At 43.1% G+C, this 16,794-nt stretch carries 18 protein-coding genes; 8 read left to right on the top strand and 10 right to left on the bottom strand.

The window, feature by feature from the left end; all coding sequences use genetic code 11:
- The first annotated feature begins 5 nt into the window (after nucleotides 1–5).
- Nucleotides 6–767 carry a Nif3-like dinuclear metal center hexameric protein gene (locus tag ACMXYX_RS12705; RefSeq protein ID WP_415896722.1) on the top strand — a complete coding sequence of 254 codons (762 nt, stop codon included), beginning with the start codon at nucleotides 6–8 and terminating at the stop codon, nucleotides 765–767.
- On the opposite strand, the gene ACMXYX_RS12700 is transcribed toward ACMXYX_RS12705, so the two are convergent.
- Together ACMXYX_RS12700 and ACMXYX_RS12695 are read right to left on the bottom strand one after the other, a co-directional pair.
- Complete coding sequence (locus ACMXYX_RS12700; RefSeq protein ID WP_415881996.1) at nucleotides 764–1,309, bottom strand: YhcB family protein; 546 nt, start codon at nucleotides 1,307–1,309, stop codon at nucleotides 764–766. The genes ACMXYX_RS12705 and ACMXYX_RS12700 overlap by 4 nt on opposite strands.
- A gap of 204 nt (nucleotides 1,310–1,513) precedes the next feature.
- On the bottom strand, nucleotides 1,514–2,269 hold the full coding sequence (locus ACMXYX_RS12695) for a FadR/GntR family transcriptional regulator (protein ID WP_415881995.1): 756 nt from the start codon (nucleotides 2,267–2,269) through the stop codon (nucleotides 1,514–1,516).
- Nucleotides 2,270–2,405: 136 nt separating this feature from the next.
- Here ACMXYX_RS12695 and ACMXYX_RS12690 point away from each other — a divergent pair, with 136 nt between their 5' ends.
- Nucleotides 2,406–3,389, top strand: a complete 984-nt coding sequence (locus tag ACMXYX_RS12690; protein WP_415896721.1) for an MDR family oxidoreductase — start codon at nucleotides 2,406–2,408, stop codon at nucleotides 3,387–3,389.
- Nucleotides 3,390–3,453: 64 nt separating this feature from the next.
- Here ACMXYX_RS12690 and ACMXYX_RS12685 read toward each other — a convergent pair whose 3' ends face one another.
- The gene (locus ACMXYX_RS12685; RefSeq protein WP_415896720.1) at nucleotides 3,454–4,632 is read right to left on the bottom strand and encodes an NnrS family protein; all 1,179 of its coding nucleotides are present in this window, start codon (nucleotides 4,630–4,632) and stop codon (nucleotides 3,454–3,456) included.
- A gap of 137 nt (nucleotides 4,633–4,769) precedes the next feature.
- Here ACMXYX_RS12685 and cobU point away from each other — a divergent pair, with 137 nt between their 5' ends.
- From cobU to ACMXYX_RS12665, 4 genes are read left to right on the top strand one after another with little or no spacing between them, the layout of a single operon-like run.
- Nucleotides 4,770–5,288: a bifunctional adenosylcobinamide kinase/adenosylcobinamide-phosphate guanylyltransferase gene (cobU, locus tag ACMXYX_RS12680; RefSeq protein ID WP_415896719.1), complete on the top strand. Its 519-nt coding sequence runs from the start codon at nucleotides 4,770–4,772 to the stop codon at nucleotides 5,286–5,288.
- Nucleotides 5,285–6,340, top strand: coding sequence for a nicotinate-nucleotide--dimethylbenzimidazole phosphoribosyltransferase (gene cobT, locus ACMXYX_RS12675; RefSeq protein ID WP_415896718.1), 1,056 nt, complete (start codon nucleotides 5,285–5,287; stop codon nucleotides 6,338–6,340). Before cobU ends, cobT begins: the two co-directional genes overlap by 4 nt.
- A gap of 21 nt (nucleotides 6,341–6,361) precedes the next feature.
- A complete protein-coding gene (locus ACMXYX_RS12670) occupies nucleotides 6,362–6,976 on the top strand; it encodes a histidine phosphatase family protein (RefSeq protein ID WP_415896717.1) in 615 nt (204 codons plus the stop codon).
- Between the two features lie 8 nt (nucleotides 6,977–6,984).
- Nucleotides 6,985–8,544, top strand: coding sequence for an HDOD domain-containing protein (locus ACMXYX_RS12665; protein ID WP_415896716.1), 1,560 nt, complete (start codon nucleotides 6,985–6,987; stop codon nucleotides 8,542–8,544).
- Here ACMXYX_RS12665 and ACMXYX_RS12660 read toward each other — a convergent pair whose 3' ends face one another.
- Genes ACMXYX_RS12660 through ACMXYX_RS12650 form a run of 3 tightly spaced genes read right to left on the bottom strand, consistent with a single transcriptional unit; the run spans nucleotide 8,545 to nucleotide 10,392 of the window.
- Complete coding sequence (locus tag ACMXYX_RS12660; RefSeq protein ID WP_415881988.1) at nucleotides 8,545–8,868, bottom strand: hypothetical protein; 324 nt, start codon at nucleotides 8,866–8,868, stop codon at nucleotides 8,545–8,547.
- Nucleotides 8,869–8,896: 28 nt separating this feature from the next.
- Nucleotides 8,897–9,463: a cob(I)yrinic acid a,c-diamide adenosyltransferase gene (locus ACMXYX_RS12655; RefSeq protein WP_415906061.1), complete on the bottom strand. Its 567-nt coding sequence runs from the start codon at nucleotides 9,461–9,463 to the stop codon at nucleotides 8,897–8,899.
- A 29-nt stretch (nucleotides 9,464–9,492) separates the two neighbouring features.
- Complete coding sequence (locus ACMXYX_RS12650; RefSeq protein ID WP_415896714.1) at nucleotides 9,493–10,392, bottom strand: 2-dehydropantoate 2-reductase; 900 nt, start codon at nucleotides 10,390–10,392, stop codon at nucleotides 9,493–9,495.
- A 108-nt stretch (nucleotides 10,393–10,500) separates the two neighbouring features.
- Here ACMXYX_RS12650 and ACMXYX_RS12645 point away from each other — a divergent pair, with 108 nt between their 5' ends.
- Nucleotides 10,501–10,983 (top strand): YajQ family cyclic di-GMP-binding protein, encoded by a 483-nt coding sequence (locus ACMXYX_RS12645; protein ID WP_415896713.1) that lies wholly within the window; start codon nucleotides 10,501–10,503, stop codon nucleotides 10,981–10,983.
- Between the two features lie 50 nt (nucleotides 10,984–11,033).
- Here the strand turns inward: ACMXYX_RS12645 and ACMXYX_RS12640 are convergent, their stop codons facing one another.
- The 4 genes from ACMXYX_RS12640 to ACMXYX_RS12625 form a co-directional block, all read right to left on the bottom strand.
- Nucleotides 11,034–11,246, bottom strand: a complete 213-nt coding sequence (locus ACMXYX_RS12640) for a hypothetical protein (RefSeq protein WP_415881983.1) — start codon at nucleotides 11,244–11,246, stop codon at nucleotides 11,034–11,036.
- 75 nt (nucleotides 11,247–11,321) lie between these two features.
- Nucleotides 11,322–12,689 carry an AmpG family muropeptide MFS transporter gene (locus ACMXYX_RS12635; protein WP_415896712.1) on the bottom strand — a complete coding sequence of 456 codons (1,368 nt, stop codon included), beginning with the start codon at nucleotides 12,687–12,689 and terminating at the stop codon, nucleotides 11,322–11,324.
- 141 nt (nucleotides 12,690–12,830) lie between these two features.
- Nucleotides 12,831–13,793, bottom strand: coding sequence for a porin (locus tag ACMXYX_RS12630; RefSeq protein ID WP_415896711.1), 963 nt, complete (start codon nucleotides 13,791–13,793; stop codon nucleotides 12,831–12,833).
- Between the two features lie 55 nt (nucleotides 13,794–13,848).
- The gene (locus tag ACMXYX_RS12625) at nucleotides 13,849–14,505 is read right to left on the bottom strand and encodes a DUF2057 family protein (RefSeq protein WP_415896710.1); all 657 of its coding nucleotides are present in this window, start codon (nucleotides 14,503–14,505) and stop codon (nucleotides 13,849–13,851) included.
- 361 nt (nucleotides 14,506–14,866) lie between these two features.
- Here ACMXYX_RS12625 and ACMXYX_RS12620 point away from each other — a divergent pair, with 361 nt between their 5' ends.
- Nucleotides 14,867–16,789: a PhoX family protein gene (locus ACMXYX_RS12620; RefSeq protein ID WP_415896709.1), complete on the top strand. Its 1,923-nt coding sequence runs from the start codon at nucleotides 14,867–14,869 to the stop codon at nucleotides 16,787–16,789.
- Nucleotides 16,790–16,794 lie beyond the last annotated feature (5 nt).

Below are 16,794 nucleotides of genomic sequence, written 5' to 3'. Positions count from 1 at the left end.
GAAGAATGTCGGTAAAACTATCAGATCTAATTGCATATATAGATCAGCGCTTAGAGCCAAACCAATTTAAAGATTACTGTCCGAATGGTCTACAAGTGGAAGGGCGAAGTGATGTTAGTAAAGTTATATCTGGTGTAACGGCTTCTCAAGCTTTGATAGATAGAGCTATCGATGAAAAGGCTGATGTTTTGTTAGTGCATCATGGTTTTTTTTGGAAAGGAGAGAATAGCTGCATTACAGGGATTAAAAAACGTCGCATCAAAGCCTTGCTAGATAATGATATAAGCTTGCTTGCTTATCATCTGCCATTAGATGCTCACCCTGAGATTGGTAACAATGCCCAGTTGGCTAAGCTTTTAGACATTGAAGGCTTTGGTGCTTTAGAGCTTGGTAATCCGCGCAGTATTGGGAATACGGGAGAGTTGCCTGAAGCTATGTCTGCAGAGGTATTGGCTGATCATATAGAAAAGGTTCTAGAACGTGAGCCTTTGCTGATTAAAGGCGGAGATCATCCTATTAAAAAGATTGGTTGGTGCACGGGTGGTGCTCAAGGCTATATAGAGAAGGCGATAGAACAGGGCTTAGATGCTTTTATCTCTGGTGAAGTCTCAGAGCCAACTTTCCACAGTGCGATAGAGAATGGTATTCACTACTTTGCTGCAGGCCATCATGCAACGGAGCGTTATGGTGCTATGGCATTAGGTGAAGAGCTGGCGCTGAAATTTGGGCTTCAGCACCAGTTTATCGATATAGACAATCCCGTTTAAACTTTTGCTTTAGGCTCTGCTGTTTCTGCGTCTACATTGCTAGGCGCATCAGCAGGAACCTGCTCTTCCTCTTTAGTTTCCTGTTCCTCTTTCAAACCAAAAGTTTCAGATAACGTGCCTTCATCTTCAGGTGATTTAGGTGCGTAATCTCTAGGTGGTTCTGAAGAGCTTTCTGCTTGTTCTGTGTCGGTAGTAGGTTTTGCTTCAGCTGAAGGTTCTTCTGCTTCGCTTTCTAGTTTCGGAGTCAAAGAGGGTTCAATGGCTAGATCAACGCTTCCTGGCTGACATAAGCCTTGCGCGCCAGTAGCAAGATGTTCGTGAACATCTTTGTAGCTGTTAGTCAGGTTGTTAACTAGCGCTGCGGTTTTTTCAAAGTGTTCAGTTACTTCGGTCTTGTAGCTGTCTAGTTCTTTTTGGGTGCTTTCAAGTTTTTCAGCGAGTTCTGCTTGACGTTGTGCACCTCCGCCAGAACGTCCCATCAAAAAACCAATTACGGCGCCAACAACAAGGGCTGCAATACTAATAAGCCAAACGTTTTCCACAAAAACTCCTTATAAACTTGGCATTTTAATTTGAATTAGGTGCTGACAAAGAGAGCCTGAATTATTTTATAAGGTACAGCATCAAGGGATCTTTGCGAGCTTTGTGCAAGGATAAATCAATTATCTATTCCTGCCTATAATAAATAATTTTCGACTTTATCCGCGGATAAATGAACTATAGATTGGTCGAATTTATCCGTATCATCACTTTAAGGCGCTTTGTTCTGCCGCTTTTTGATGAGAGGACTGGGCCTCGCAATGTAACTGATCGAGATACTCAATCTGTTCCTTGATGATAGCTTTAGCTAAATTGATATCTCGATCTTCAATCGCACCTAGTAGTCTACGATGTTGCCCTAAGATAATTTCTCTTTCCCGGAAACGGTAAGCAATCATGTTAGCAACCGGTTGCAGAGCCTCGATCAACGAATACATCACAAAACTCAGCATACGGTTACCACTTGCATCGGCAATAGCACGATGGAAGCGAACATCAGCGGCACAGAAATCTTCAGGGCTGATATTGGTATTGGATTGATAATTTAATTCAGCTCGCAGTTTTTCTAGGTCTTGTTCGGACCTATTTGCGCAGGCGTGTTGGCAGCATAAGCTTTCTAACTCTAATCGAGTGCTACTCACCTCAGTTAAAGATATCTGATTCATGCTGACAAACAGGGTTGCAGCGGTAGTCATCTGGTCACTGAGCTCTTCAGCACCTAAGTGGTTTACGAACGTGCCGCCAGTAGGCCCTCGGCGTGAACGAATTAAGTTCTTAGCAGCTAAGCGCTTGAGTGCTTCTCGAACCGTAGGGCGGGATACGTGAAAGCGTTCAGCTAGTTCACCTTCTGTAGGAAGGCGATCGTCTGCTTTTAGAGAACCATCTAAAATCGCTTCCTGTAATTGGTCAGCGACTTGTTTAGACAAGCTGGACTTATTGATCGGGGCTACTTCTAGGCTCACGTATTACTCCATAGGATTGCTAATACTACGAATAAGCTATTCTACATAAACTGAAACAATAACATCATAGCTTGTATCATATAAAAATCTATCTTATATTTGTATGACAAATAGGTAAATAAGTTTGGAGATCGACATGTTCAAAGCGCTCGTGTTAAATCAAAACGACGGTAAGACAGTAGCAGAAGTGACGGAATTGAGTCTGGATCAATTACCAGATCAGAATGTTTTGGTTAAAGTCGATTACTCCTCGTTAAACTACAAAGATGGTTTAGCCATTACGGGCAAGGGCAAAATTATTCGCAACTTTCCTATGGTTCCGGGCATCGATTTAGTTGGCACAGTAGAAGAGAGTGCTGATGATCGTTATCAAAAAGGCGATAAAGTTGTACTTACAGGTTGGGGTGTAGGAGAAAACCATTGGGGTGGATTTTCCGAGTATGCTCGCCTAAATGCAGATTGGTTAGTGCCTCTGCCTGAAGGCATGGATCCTGTTCGTACTATGCAGATCGGTACAGCAGGTTTAACTGCAATGCTATGCGTCATGGCTCTGGAAGAGGGCGGTGTAACACCTGATAAAGGTCCAGTCATTGTTAGTGGTGCCGCTGGTGGTGTAGGTAGTGTTGCCGTTTCGATTTTGGCGGGACTTGGTTATCAAGTGACAGCTATTACGGGCCGCCCTGAAACAGAGAGTTATCTGAAAGGTTTGGGTGCTTCAGAAATTGTTAGTCGAGAGCAGATGGCAGAGCCTGCTAGACCACTTGAGAAACAGCGCTGGGCCGGTGCTGTTGATACTGTAGGTGATACTATTTTGGGCAGAATTGTGTCAGAAACTGACTATGGCGGAGTCGTTACTGCATGTGGTCTTGCTGCAAGCTTCAAACTGCCTACCACGGTTATGCCTTTTATATTGCGTAATGTTCGCTTGCAAGGGGTTGATTCAGTGATGTGCCCTTATGATCGTCGTCTTGAAGCTTGGAAAAGACTAGAAACTCAATTACCTGATAACGCTGTGGGGGATATTGCTCAGATCATCGCTCTTAATGAGTTGCCGGATTATGCTGAGCGTATAACTAATGGTCAGGTGAAAGGCCGAGTGGTTGTTGATTTGAATAGTTAATAGTCAGTAATTGTATTGAATAAAAACGGCTCTATTTAGAGCCGTTTTTTTTATAGATACTAATTTAACCGTATAAACCATCAACTCTCGGTTTTATAAGGATTGGGGTGTACTTAATTAAGAAAAGCACCCAAGCGAGTATCCATAAAGTTCCAGATAGATGCAGCGTTGTTAGATAAGAAAGAGGTAATAACCCAACACTTAATCGTATTGCTGCAGCTAGAAGCATCAGAGTAAAGGCAGTGATAATTAACGGTCCAATTTTCAGAGGGCGGCCGGTATGTCCTAAGGAAACTCTTGCCATCATACCTAGTGTTAATCCCCCAATACTTCCTGCAGCAAATGCATGGTAAGCAATTGAAGTGCGAACCAGATCAAGTAAGCTTAAGCTATAAAGAATAAATCCCACTGATACGAATAGATAGCCGAACTGCAGAATCCAGACTAAAGGTACAGCCAAGATTCGTTTATCGAACCAGCCAACGACTCGAATCAGGTTTGCTACTCCTAGTAGCATACTGATTGCAATAATTAGAGGTTCAATCCCTGTTAGGCTTAAAACGACCCAAATTGCGGTCAGGGGAATGATCGCTTTTTCTAGCCAAACGTACTTTTTAACTTTGACACCTTCAACGCCGCGCTCTGTGAAAAATGGGATAACACGCCCACCTAAAATGCAGATCACCATAATGACTAAAAATAGGCCTAACTGAATCCCTTTTGCCGCAGTTGCCTCACTATAGCCAAGTAGTTGTAGGTGCATGAGTAGATTGGCGACAAAGAAGCCAAGCAGGAGAGGAACAAACATCAAGTTGCGATAATTTTTGGACTTAATCACCGGCCAAGCAACGCAAGCGGCTACCATCGGGGCGAAAGCTAAATCTGTAACTGCAATCAACCAAGGTTCAATCGCTGGGAATAAAGGCATTAAGCGGGCACTAAACCAGAGTAGAAAAAGTGCCGCTAGAGGCCAGCTGTAAAGTGTTTGCACGTTAGTCCATGTCTTAACAGCGGTCATTAAAAAGCCGGCGATGATCGCTAAAGAGAATCCAAATAGCATTTCGTGTGCATGCCAGAATACCCCATAGTTATAGTGGTGAGGTTGAATGCCGCCACTATAGATAACTAGCCACGCAGCCATTAAAAGTATGGCTGAGAGTGCGCCACCTAAGAAAAATGGGCGAAATGCCAAATTAAAAAGTGAAAAGGGTGAAGGGGTGCGTCTTTCTTGTAGTTGGATCATGGGATCTCTCCGCCGCTTATATCAGCAGTGTTATAATCTACACTAAGAATCATTGAATGTGTATTAAAAATACATCTTAAAAGAATGCTAACGTTCATTTTATTTATCTGACAATGAGTTTTTGACGAGGAATATCAGTGCGACAGTTAATATTAGGGGGTGCTAGGTCGGGTAAAAGTCAGGTGGCGCAAGAAAGAGCTACCGCTACGGGCCAGCCTGTTGTGTATATCGCTACCGCTCAAGCACAAGACTCGGAGATGGAGCAGCGTATTGAACTTCATCGTCAGAATCGACCCAGCGAATGGGAGATACTAGAGATCCCTTTTGACTTGCCGGATGCACTCAATAGTTTGAGTGGTAAGGGAAAAACGGTCTTAGTTGATTGTTTAACTCTGTGGTTAACCAATCTGTTATTAAAAGGTTTGGAACCTATGCAGGAAGGCATGAAGATGCTAACTGCTGCTGTGGATGATTTTGATGGAGACTTAATACTGGTTTCAAATGAAGTCGGTTGGGGTATTGTCCCCATGGGCGAATTGAGTCGTCAATTTCAAGATAATACCGGTCGATTACATCAAGATTTGGCTGCTGTAGTGGAAGTGGTGACGTTAACGGTGGCGGGTATCCCAATGGCTGTCAAAGGAGATGTTAAGTGAATTTGCAGGAATGGTCGCAGATTAAAGCTAAATCTTTAAACGTTGAAGCTGAACAAGCTGCTTTATCTCATCAAGGAAACCTAACTAAACCACCCGGCTCTTTAGGTGTATTGGAAAAAATAGCTGTGCAAATGGCTGCAATGCAAGCGCAGCCATTACCTTCGGCAGATCGTGTAAGCATCTCTATTTTTGCTGCAGATCATGGGGTGGCTGCTCAAAATGTATCCGCGTTCCCGCAAGAAGTTACATCGCAAATGATTCTGAATTTTGCCGAAGGCGGTGCGGCAATCGCTGTTTTAGCTAAGCAACTGAAAGCGAAGTTTGAGGTGATAAATTTAGGGACGGTGGTGCCTGTTAATCATCACAATGTGCTTAATCGAGTAATCGCTTCGCAAAGTGCTGATATTTCGAAGAGCCAAGCGATGAACAGTGAGCAATTGGTTACTGCGCTTAATGTGGGAGAGGAGGCGGTTTTAAGAGCTAAATCGTCGGGCGCTCAACTCTTTATCGCCGGTGAAATGGGTATAGGTAATACAACCGTTGCTGCCACAGTTTTAGCCGCGGCAATGGGCCTAACAGCCCAAGAAGTAGTTGGAGCAGGGACGGGCGTATCAGGTGACGCGCTTGAACATAAAACGGCAGTAATCGATCAGGCGCTTAAGCTACATCAATGTAAAGGCGATTCTCCCTTTGAATTGCTTCAATCCTTAGCCGGTTTTGAAATCGTAGCGATGGTTGGCGCTTATCTGACGGCAGCAAGGGAAGGCATTACGGTTGTTGTGGATGGGTTTATCAGCACTGCGGCTGCATATATGGCTAGTATAATTTGCCCTTTAGCTAAAGACTGGATGATCTTTGGTCATCAATCTGCGGAAAAATTTCATCATAAAGTACTTGTTGCCATGTCTGCTGAGCCTTTGTTAGCGTTGGATATGCGCCTTGGCGAAGGCAGCGGTGCGGCAACAGCGGTAAGTGTTATTCAAACGGCTTGCTTGCTTCATAAACAGATGGCGACCTTCTCTAGTGCTGGTGTGAGCGAGAAGTCGGACTAAAACCTATAGTAAGGATCTCTTTTGGATACTTTGTTTGTTGACCTGTTCCGACATGGTGAACCTGCACTTAAAGGCGTCTATTTAGGCCGTACCGATAGTCCGTTGTCTGTAAAAGGCCAGTCTACCTGTGAAGCTGTTTTAGCAAATGGTGAATGGGACTTAGTTGTGAGTTCGCCGTTAAAGAGGGCTTTGGAGAGTGCGCGCTGGTTAGCCAATACTAGGCAAATCGAGTTGCAAGTCTGGGATGAATTACAAGAACTGGATTTTGGTGACTGGGATGGTGTTAGTTTTGAGCAGGTTTATAGCGAAAACCCCGTCGCAGCAGATAAGTTTTGGCAAGCGCCGCAGGATTACCCTGCACCAAATGGCGAAACTATTCAGCAATTTAAGCAACGAATAGCTATGGTTAAAGAGCGGTTGCTAAAATTACCTGAAAAAAAAGTTTTGGTTGTAACTCATGGCGGTGTGATTCGGTGCCTGATTGGGGATATCTTGGGCATTGAAGCTGATCATTGGAGGCGAATTGCGATTGATTATGCGCATTTTACTAAACTGCGGTTTGATTATGACTCAAAACAATGTTGGCCGCAGTTATTAAGTAGTAATATCCAGCACTTACCTGATTCTGTCGTATAGGATAACGAATGAAATATACCGAAACGCTTAAAAATATTCATCGCAGCTTAGATCGTTTAGGTGATCTTCCGGTGTTTAGTGCTACGGTCAATCGTATACAGCAGATTAGCGCATCAGAAGAAAGCGATGCTATGGCTTTGGCTATGGCGATCATGAAAGATACGGGCTTATCAGCCAAACTGATCAAATTGGCTAATTCACCTACGTACAAAAGAGGTCAAGGTGATATTACGGTTGTATCCCGAGCGGTGGTCTTACTCGGGTTTAATCAGATTAAAAATATCAGTTTAACTCTTAAATTAATTGAAAGCTTTCATGACGAAAATCCTGATTTAGATGTACCTGGGATGATGATGCGACAGTTCTTGAGTGCCAACATGGCTAAGGAACTTGCATTAAAGAGCCGGAAATCAGTCGATCCAGAAGAGGCTTATATGGCTTCCCTATTATTTGGATTGGGCGAAATCATGGTTGCTTGCACCTTGCCAGAGCAGTATCGAAAAATGCTCAGGTTAAAGGAAAGAGGCGAGAAAAAATGGCCGCGAATACAGGCTGAAGTGTTAGGTATGAGTTTTAGTGAGTTAGGTAGGGAACTAGCCGCTGGTTGGGGGTATCCAAAACAGATCTTAAATACAATGTCCCCTTTGGATTTAGGGAATATTGATGAGCGAAGCGATATGCTTTCTGCCTTACCTACGCTCAGTCATGGTTTAGTACAGCAGCTATATGGACAGGATCAAAATAACGAACAGCCATACGATAAGGTTGTAGATGCCGTTTCCCTTGCTGGGGATATACCTTTTGATGAAGTTGGTGAAATTACGCTTCAGTGTTTCCAACGGGTTGCTAAAGTTAGCCGTAGTTACGGTTTGAAGGCTCGTTCGCTAATTCCTGAATACTCAGAAAGTGGAAATGTTGCTAAAGATGATATGGTTCGCCAGCTTGCCTTTTTGGCTCACAATGAAGTGGAGCTAGAGGAGGTTGAGCAAACTGAAAGCATCCCAGAGCATTCTACAAAAGTTATTGCAGAATCTAAACGTAACTCAAAACAGCTAAGTTATCTGAATCAATTGACAGAGTTAATTGCTGCGGATGGCAAGATTCACGAAGTCTTTAAGTTAGTTGTGGAAGCGATCGGTGAGTGCGGTCAGTTTGATCGCAGTATGCTTTGTTTACTTAGCAAATCAAACACACATCTTTCGGTCAAAATTATTGAAGGGGATGAACTTGACCCTCTACAAACTTATTTTGAACGGGATAAGTCGGGTAAAGCGGATGATCTATTCTTTAAGGTCTTAGCTAAGCAAGTAACCTTGCTAGTTAATGATTTAGAAGAAGATGGATGGGATAAACGACTACCGCCCAACTTTGTAAAACAGGTAGGGTGTCAGGGATTCGTATTAATACCTCTTACTATGGGAAAACGGGTTATTGGTATGCTGTATGCGGATCGCTTAAAAGGACGTGGGCCTGTATCCGAAGAGGATTTTAATACGTTTAACCAGTTCTCTACGCAAACGCGTCTAGCTTTAATGTACGCTGACAGTAAAGCCAGACAAACGGCATGACTATTCAGTCATGCCTTTCACAAATGATTTAGTATCTTCCCAAGCTTCTTTGCTGATCTCAACGCCATCATCGATAACGTCTTTGCTCACTTCAACGCCATCTTCGATAACTTCACCGCCTTTCTCTACAACGGTTTTGGCACCAGATTCGGTGGAGCACATTGCACGTTGAGCCACACATTTTGATTTACAGCCTAGCTCAGCGGCATCATCAGTAAAGTGTTTCACTGAACATTTAGCTTCACAGATGGTTTGATCTGTTGAGCAGTCAGCAAAAGCTGCAGGTGTTAGTAGCATTAACGCAGAAAAAAACAGCGCTCTCATTTTTATTACTCCCATTAGGTGAGTTGTATTATCTAACTTCTTTGGATCGCCAAAGAATCTCTTCACCGCCCTGCCTTAACACTTTTATTCTGCTTGCCACAAAAAGCAGATCGGACAGCCTATTTAGATAAATACCAGAGTTAGGATTTACCTGAGCTGACTCATCTTGGAGTAGTGCTATGATTCGCCTTTCGGCGCGTCGGCAGATACTACGCGCCAAATGGGTATAACTAGCTGAAACAGTTCCGCCTGGGAGAATAAACTCTTTTAAAGGCGGTATCTCTGAATTCAGTAAGTCCAGTTGTTCCTCTAGGTATTCTATCTCTGTCTGAGTAATAACGACATAGCTAGGGTCTGCAATTGCTAACTCGCCGCCTAGATCAAATAGCTGGTGCTGTATGGTTTGCAGCAGGTTCGTAATTGATTCATCTGAAGGCAGACTTGCGATTACAATGCCTATGGCACAATTAAGTTCATCGACCGTGCCGATCACTTCGATTCGAAGATCGGTCTTGGATACACGCTCACCATTGGCCAAACCAGTTTGGCCTTGATCGCCAGAACGGGTATAGATCTTACTAAGCCTGTTATTCATGACTGCTCCTAGAGAAGGACACCATTGGATTAGGCATCACTATGAGGATGTAGTTCCCTAATTTTTCCAAGGTAGTACTTGTTGATATCCACCGTGATATCTAGTTTGTCTGCTTGCTCACATAGATAGCCGGTGATCTGATTAATCTCAGTTATACGGCCATGTTTCACATCTTGGTTCATCGAGGAAAAATTATTTTCGGTTAATTCAGCTACCTGACAAGCATGGTCAATTAAAGGGCCATCAAATAGCTCTAGATTAAGTGCAGTTATGACCTTTTCTACCTCATTGCAGATTAATACCATCTCATTTAGATAGTTAGGGTTGCTAACTAACTCGCCATTTTTACAGCCAAAGATCGCAGTTAAAGGGTTTATAGCGCAGTTAATCGCTAGCTTGCGCCACAAGGTTGTAGCTATTTCTGGATCAGGTTGTAAATCTAAGAAACTACAGTTTAATTGTTCTAACCACTCGAGCATTTTATCGGGTGATCCGATACGAGTAATCCCTTTGCCCGCGTGTACAACAGAGAATTCAGATTCTAACCATGCACCATCTGTTGTTGATGCCCATGCAACTTCAGCGTTTGGTAATTGATCTGTTATCCATTGCTGGCTGCCCATGCCGTTTTGCAGCACAACAACATGTGCGTCATCGGCAAGTCGATGCTTGATCGAGTTGAAAGCGGCTTGAGTATCAGTGGATTTGGTCGTGATAATCAGTTGTTGGATAAGCGACGAATTATTGGGGAGATCAGCTTCGCAACTATGCATTTGATCAGCTAATAGAATGCCGCGGTTTACTTCAAATCGAGAAAGCTTAGCCGAATTACGCAAAATAAGAGTGACGGGGAAACCCGCAGAAATGAGATTACAGGCCCATAAATTTCCAATTGAGCCAGCGCCAAGTATGTACCATCTCTCTTTCATGCTTAATTCTCTTAATCTTCAGCATTGTGGATCTTATTATCTCTCTATTGTGACGTGAAATGGAGGTAAAGGTCAGCTAGAATCGGCAAAAAAATAGGGAGAAGCCTCATGCCATCATTCGATATTGTGTCTGAACTAGACCAGCACGAAGTTACCAACGCTGTTGACCAGTCTAATCGTGAACTTCAGATGCGTTACGATTTTAAAGGTGTTGATGCGCGGTTTGAGCAAACTGAATCCACAGTTACGTTGCAGGCAGAAGTTGATTTTCAGCTGCAGCAGATGATGGATGTGCTTAAAACTAAGATGACGGGCCGCAAAATTGATATTCGTTGCTTGGAGATTAAAGATCCAGAAAAAGCGAATATGCGCGCACGTCAGGAAGTGATTCTTAAGCAAGGCCTAGATCAGCCATTGGCTAAGAAAATTGTAAAATTAATTAAAGATGCCAAGCTAAAAGTCCAAGCGCAGGTGCAGGGTGAGCAGGTACGAGTAACAGGCAAGAAACGCGATGACTTGCAAAGTGTAATGGCAATGCTGCGTGAAGCAGACCTTGAATTACCACTGCAGTTTAATAACTTCCGCGACTAAACCAACCTGTTACCGCCTTAACAAAGTCAGGTGAATGATTTTTCACCTGATTAATCTTGTTCTAAGCAATCCAGAAGAAATATCTCTTTTACTAGATCCTGCGAAGGTGTAGCTTCAAAGTCGTCTACGCAGATAGCCCCGCTTTGTAATTTGCTGGTTAGCGTATCGCCTTGCCAATTAACGACTGAAATCCCCGTAGAGCGGTGAATAACTCTTAGGTAAGGGTTGTTACGTTCAAACCAAGCGTCAATCATATAAGTCATCGGTATATCCCTCCTTGTTAAGTGTTAAGAAGAGTAACCCAGAATTTCATGAATGTAAATGATAATGATTCCTATTTATTTTCTTGGGCTGATCCAGATCAATATCAATACGGGTAAGCCGATGATCGCAACTGCAGTAAAGAACCAAGGATAGCCAAAGCTATCGACAAAGCCCCCAGAGAAGCCGCCTAGAAATTTAGGGAATAGCAACATCATCGAACTGAAAAGGGCATATTGTGTTGCAGAGTATTGAATATTTGTCAGGCTAGATAGGTAGGCGACAAAGGCCGCGGTAGCGATACCGCCACTCAAGTTATCCAGAGAGATAACGATTGTAAGTGCTGTGGTGTCATTACCTAAAGTAGCAAGCCAAGCAAATAGAAGATTGGTTAGAGATACTAACAGCGCGCCTAAGAACAGGATCTTTCTTACACCAAAGCGATTAACCAGAATGCCGCCAAGTCCTGCGCCAACGATGGTCATGACTACGCCATAAATCTTGATGATTTGCGCTATCTCTTCCTTGGTAAAGCCCATATCGACATAGAAAACATTAGCGATAATTCCAAGAATAACGTCAGAAATTCGGTAAGTGCCTATTAACGCCAGAATAATAAGGGCCTGCATACCGTAACGACGTACAAAGTCGATAAATGGGCAAGCAATAGCGATATAAGCCCAGCCTAAAAAGCGTGATATAAAATCGGGAAGGTGAGCATTACGTTGAGTAAATTCAATAATTTTTTGTTGTTGCTCAAGCGTTTCAGTGTCCATCTCAACAGAAGCTGGCTCTTTTACTAAAAAGGTTGTGATCATGCCGATTAGCATTAAAGAGGCCATGATTAAGTAGGCATACTTCCAAGAATTGATGTCATAGCTTTCAGGTGAAATTGAGGTCCACGCTGCGATCGCAAGTGCACCGGCACCCGCCACAATCATCGCTATGCGGTAGCCAGCCATATAAGTTGCAGCCATGGCGGCTTGTAAGCGTTCGCCAGCTGATTCGATACGGTAGGCATCAATCACAATATCTTGGGTCGCAGAACTAAAAGCGACTACTAGTGCTAACAACGCCATGTATTGAAGGTTTTCATGGGGATTGGAGAAGGCAAGCCCGGTTAAACCGATGATGAGCATGATCTGCGAAAGCAATAACCAGCTTCTGCGCCTACCAAGCCAAGTTGAAAGTAAGGGGAGGCTTAAGCGATCAACTAAGGGAGCCCAAAGCCATTTGAAGCCATAGGCTAAACCAACCCAGGAGAAATAGGTGATTAAACTCCGTTCAACGCCTGCTTCACGAAGCCAGAAGGATAAAGTGCCAAAGACGAGCAAAATAGGAAGGCCAGAAGAGAAACCAAAAAACAGAAGTGTGATTGCTCTAGGGTGAAGATAGATTTTAGCTGTATCGAGCCAAGATTCAGTTTTGGAATCAACTGATGACATATATGACGCCTTCCTTGTAATAGGCGTTTATTGTCGCTTTCGAATAGATCTATAGCAACTAAAAAGGCCCAGTAAAAACTGAGCCTAAAGTTTTTTAGCATTAACTTGTCTGAAGGGGGGGACAAGCTGTGGCTTAAACTTTTAGAACTTGATGCGCATACCAGCAAGTAGGTCTAGGTCATAATCCGTACCAGCGTCATCGTCGCGGTGTGTAACTTCAGCGAATACAGAAACGTTTTTCTGAGTCGGGAATTTGTAAGTTACGTTGCCGTAGAAAGCTTCTTCATCCATGTCGGCAGCGTCGTAATCGTGCTCCATGTAGCCAACAGAAACTTTAGTTGTTTTAGCTGCTTTGAAAGTAGCTACAACGTTAGTCATCGCAACATCGTTGTTGCTAGTACCTTGGTCAGAAACACCGTAGTCCATACCGAATGTTGCGAAACCTGCATCAAACTCAGCACTTACACCCCAGATGTCTTCAGACTCTGAAGTTGGTGTAGCTTTAACCGTTTGGAATGCTGCACCTAGAGTAACGGCCTCGAAACCACCTTCAACGTAAATTTCAGTAGATTCGTTGTTAGAGCTATCTTCGCCATCAGCTTCTAGTTCATGGGAGATTGCCACACGAGCAACGTCGAAGTCTGCATCAAAGCGAATTACGTCATCTCCATCGATAGAACCAAACTCGTCAAAAACGTCTTTACCTAGTGCTTCTTCGATTGCTTTTTCTACACCGAAGTCGTCAGCGGCATTATCCATTTTACCTACTTGAACAGACATGTTGTGCGCTTTCATACCTAGATAAGCTTCTTCGAGGTGGTCCGATCCATCAGGGCCTTTACCTTCAGCTTCGTCTTTGAAACCAAAATCCAGCTGACCGTATGCAGTTAGGCCATTTCCTAGATCGTAAGCGATCGAGTTTTTGATCTCTAGATCGTCAAATTCCACTTCAGCGTCTTTAGATTTACTTGCGTTGTCACGCAGTTGAACCTGCCAGTCACCTTTAATTTTGAAAGTAAGGCCTTTGTCGTCGTAAATAGTTGCAGCCGTTGCCGAATTAGCAGCAAGCGCAGCAATAGCAGAAGCCAGAATCAGCTTTTTCATGTCTTCTCTCCAAGGAGTTTTAATATAAGGTTTTTAACTTTTAATTTGTGAAGGCTTATTTGTTTTTAATAAGCTCTTTGAAAGAGTTTCTAGTATTTAGATCGGCTTGGTTGTACCAGTAAATAAGCATTTCCATTGTCATGCTTTCTTTTTTAATAACACTATTTTTTGTCTGTTTGTTATTAGTGTTGTATGGAAGGGTTATTTTTCTTTTAGGCAGTGAAGCGATAGCGTTGCTTTGATTGAACTTTTCTAATTCTTCTTCAAAGTCTCTGCTTAACTGAAAGCCATCTTTCTCTATAATGTTTACTTTGAAAGGAATGTTTTGGCCTGCGCTATTTTTTAAGATCCAGTTTTTATTTTGTTCGAATTTTTCTAGATCTTTAATGCGCTCAATTACTGGTGCTGCCAGAGAAATCTGGCTGTTATTGCTTTCGAACAGTAGAACAAAGGCTTTGCTTTTCTCTATTTCAAAGTCACCACTCTTTTTAACTTCAGCGGTATAATTTACAAGGATCTGATTTGAACCATTGGGTAATTTGTAATTGTTTCTGCCGTTAAATAGTTTATCTGAATTAACTTCTGAGCCATTAACTGCAATTAAATTAACGCCTTCCTCTAATAAGAGGGTGTTGTCAGCGTAAGAATAATTGGACGCAATTAAGGAAAATGCAGTCAATGCGGTTAATAAAATATTATTTAAGGGTTTCAAAATTATTGCCTTGCAAGATTTAATTCGTTGTTGCGGCGCAATGGTAGACGAGTTTTATTTCAGAATTGTTTCTTTTTTGTTGTACTGGAATTTATTTTCTTTAAGTTTTTATTGCGTAGATATTTCTGTTTTGAAACGCCTTTTTTATGTGTGGTTTATTTTTGATCGATTGTTTTGTTTTTGTTCTAAAGTTAACCTTTTTGTTTTAAAAGTTTTGTCTAATGATCTAATAACTCTATTTTTAGCAATAGCTTCATTTAACGTTAATTGATATGTCATTAAGGAGGACTAGCTTTGATTTCTGGTGCCCAAGCATAGGGCTATACAAAAAGATGCACTTTGATTTTTTAGTGGAATCACTATGAGCTATAACAATTCACATGATCTATGCAGTAATTTAAATCCGGAACAAGATTCAGAGTTTACTCAGCTAGCAGATAAGGCGGTTAGCCGCCGTAGCTTTTTGACTGGGGCTGGCGCGCTTGGTTTAGGAGCTTTTATCGGTATGTCGCCTATTGCAAACTCTGTACAGGCTGCAATTCAAACTCAAGTTAAGAGTGCGCTTATCGGGTTTGAGCCTATTGCCAGTAGCACAGCAGATACAGTGGTTGTGCCAAAGGGCTATAAGGTGAGTAACCTTATCTCTTGGGGGGACCCTATCTTTGACGATGCACCAGAGTTTGATCCAACAGGACGAACGCCGGCGTCTGCTCAGGCACTGCAGTTTGGTGATAATACCGATGGCATGTCATTGTTTCCTTTATCTAGCGATCGCGCAGTATTGGTTGTTAATAATGAATACACCAACACTGATCTTTTGTATGACCACAAGGGCGATATGATTACTGCCGATGACGTGCTGAAAGCACAAAATGCTCACGGCGTGTCTGTTTTTGAAATTCAGCAAACCGCTCAGGGCTGGGTCGTTGATCGTAGTGGTAAATTGAATCGTCGGATTACTGCAAATACTTCAATGCAGTTGACAGGGCCAGCGGCAGGGCATGATCTGCTTAAAACAGCTGCCGACCAAACGGGTCTTGAGGTATTGGGTACCTTTAATAACTGTGCCAATGGAGAAACGCCTTGGGGCACCTACCTAACTTGTGAAGAAAACTTCCATAAGTATTTTGGTACTGACGATGACGCTCATATTATCCCGGCTGAACAAAAACGTTACGGCTTAAAAACGGAAGATAAACGTTATCAGTGGAGTAAGTTTGATCAGCGTTTTGATCTAGCTAAAAACCCAAATGAGCCGAATCGCCATGGTTGGGTAGTAGAGATCGATCCAATGGATCCTGAGTCTAAGCCGCTTAAGCGTACAGCGCTTGGTCGCTTTAAACATGAGAATGCAGCTCTCATGGTTGATGACTCAGGTCATGTTGTGGTCTATCTGGGAGATGATGAGCGCGGTGAGCATCTGTATAAATTTGTGTCAAAAGGTAAATATGATGCTAATAATCAGAGTAGAAATCGTAATCTTCTAGTTGATGGTACTTTATATGTAGCTAAGTTCAGTGCTGATAACGGTGAACTGAAAGGCAAAGGCGAATGGCTGGAGCTTACTTTCGGTAAGAATGGATTAACGCCAGAAAATGGTTTTAAAAGCCAGGCCGAAGTGCTTATCCACACTCGTTTAGCAGCAACGCAAGTGGGTGGAACGACCATGGATCGACCTGAATGGGTTGCCGTGCATCCTAATAAATCGAGTGCTTGCTGTACACTGACGAATAATAAACATCGAGGCAAGAAAGATGGGCAACCTATTGGTGGGCCAAACCCGCGAGCGGAGAATAAGTACGGACAGATCGTACGTTGGGCACCAATGAACGGCGATCATACGGCTACTGAATTTAGTTGGGATCTGTTCCTGATCGCGGGCAACCCAAGCATCTATCAAGATGGGCTGCTAGCGGGTAGTAGTAACATCACTACCGAAAATATGTTCAATAGCCCGGATGGGTTAGGTTTCGACAAAGGTGGCCGTCTCTGGATCATGACCGATGGTAAATACTCCAATGCCGATGATTTTGCTGGTATGGGTAACAATCAGATGTTGTGTGCAGATCCAGAAACGGGCGAAGTTCATCGTTTCTTAACGGGACCCATAGCCTGCGAAGTGACGGGATTGACGTTCTCTCCAGATCAAAAATCTATGTTTGTAGGGATTCAACACCCAGGAGAGAAGGGTAAGCCTTCGCACTTTCCTGCTGGTGGTGATAGTAAGCCGCGTTCAACCATTGTAGTGATAACACGTGAAGACGGCGGAGTGGTTGGGGCTTAAGAGCA

Origin of the sequence: Neptuniibacter sp. QD72_48 (assembly GCF_047778065.1) — a bacterium.
In the GTDB taxonomy this organism is placed as follows: domain Bacteria; phylum Pseudomonadota; class Gammaproteobacteria; order Pseudomonadales; family Balneatricaceae; genus Neptuniibacter.
Note: the sequence above shows the minus strand (reverse complement) of the source record. Positions and strands in the feature narration are given on the sequence as shown.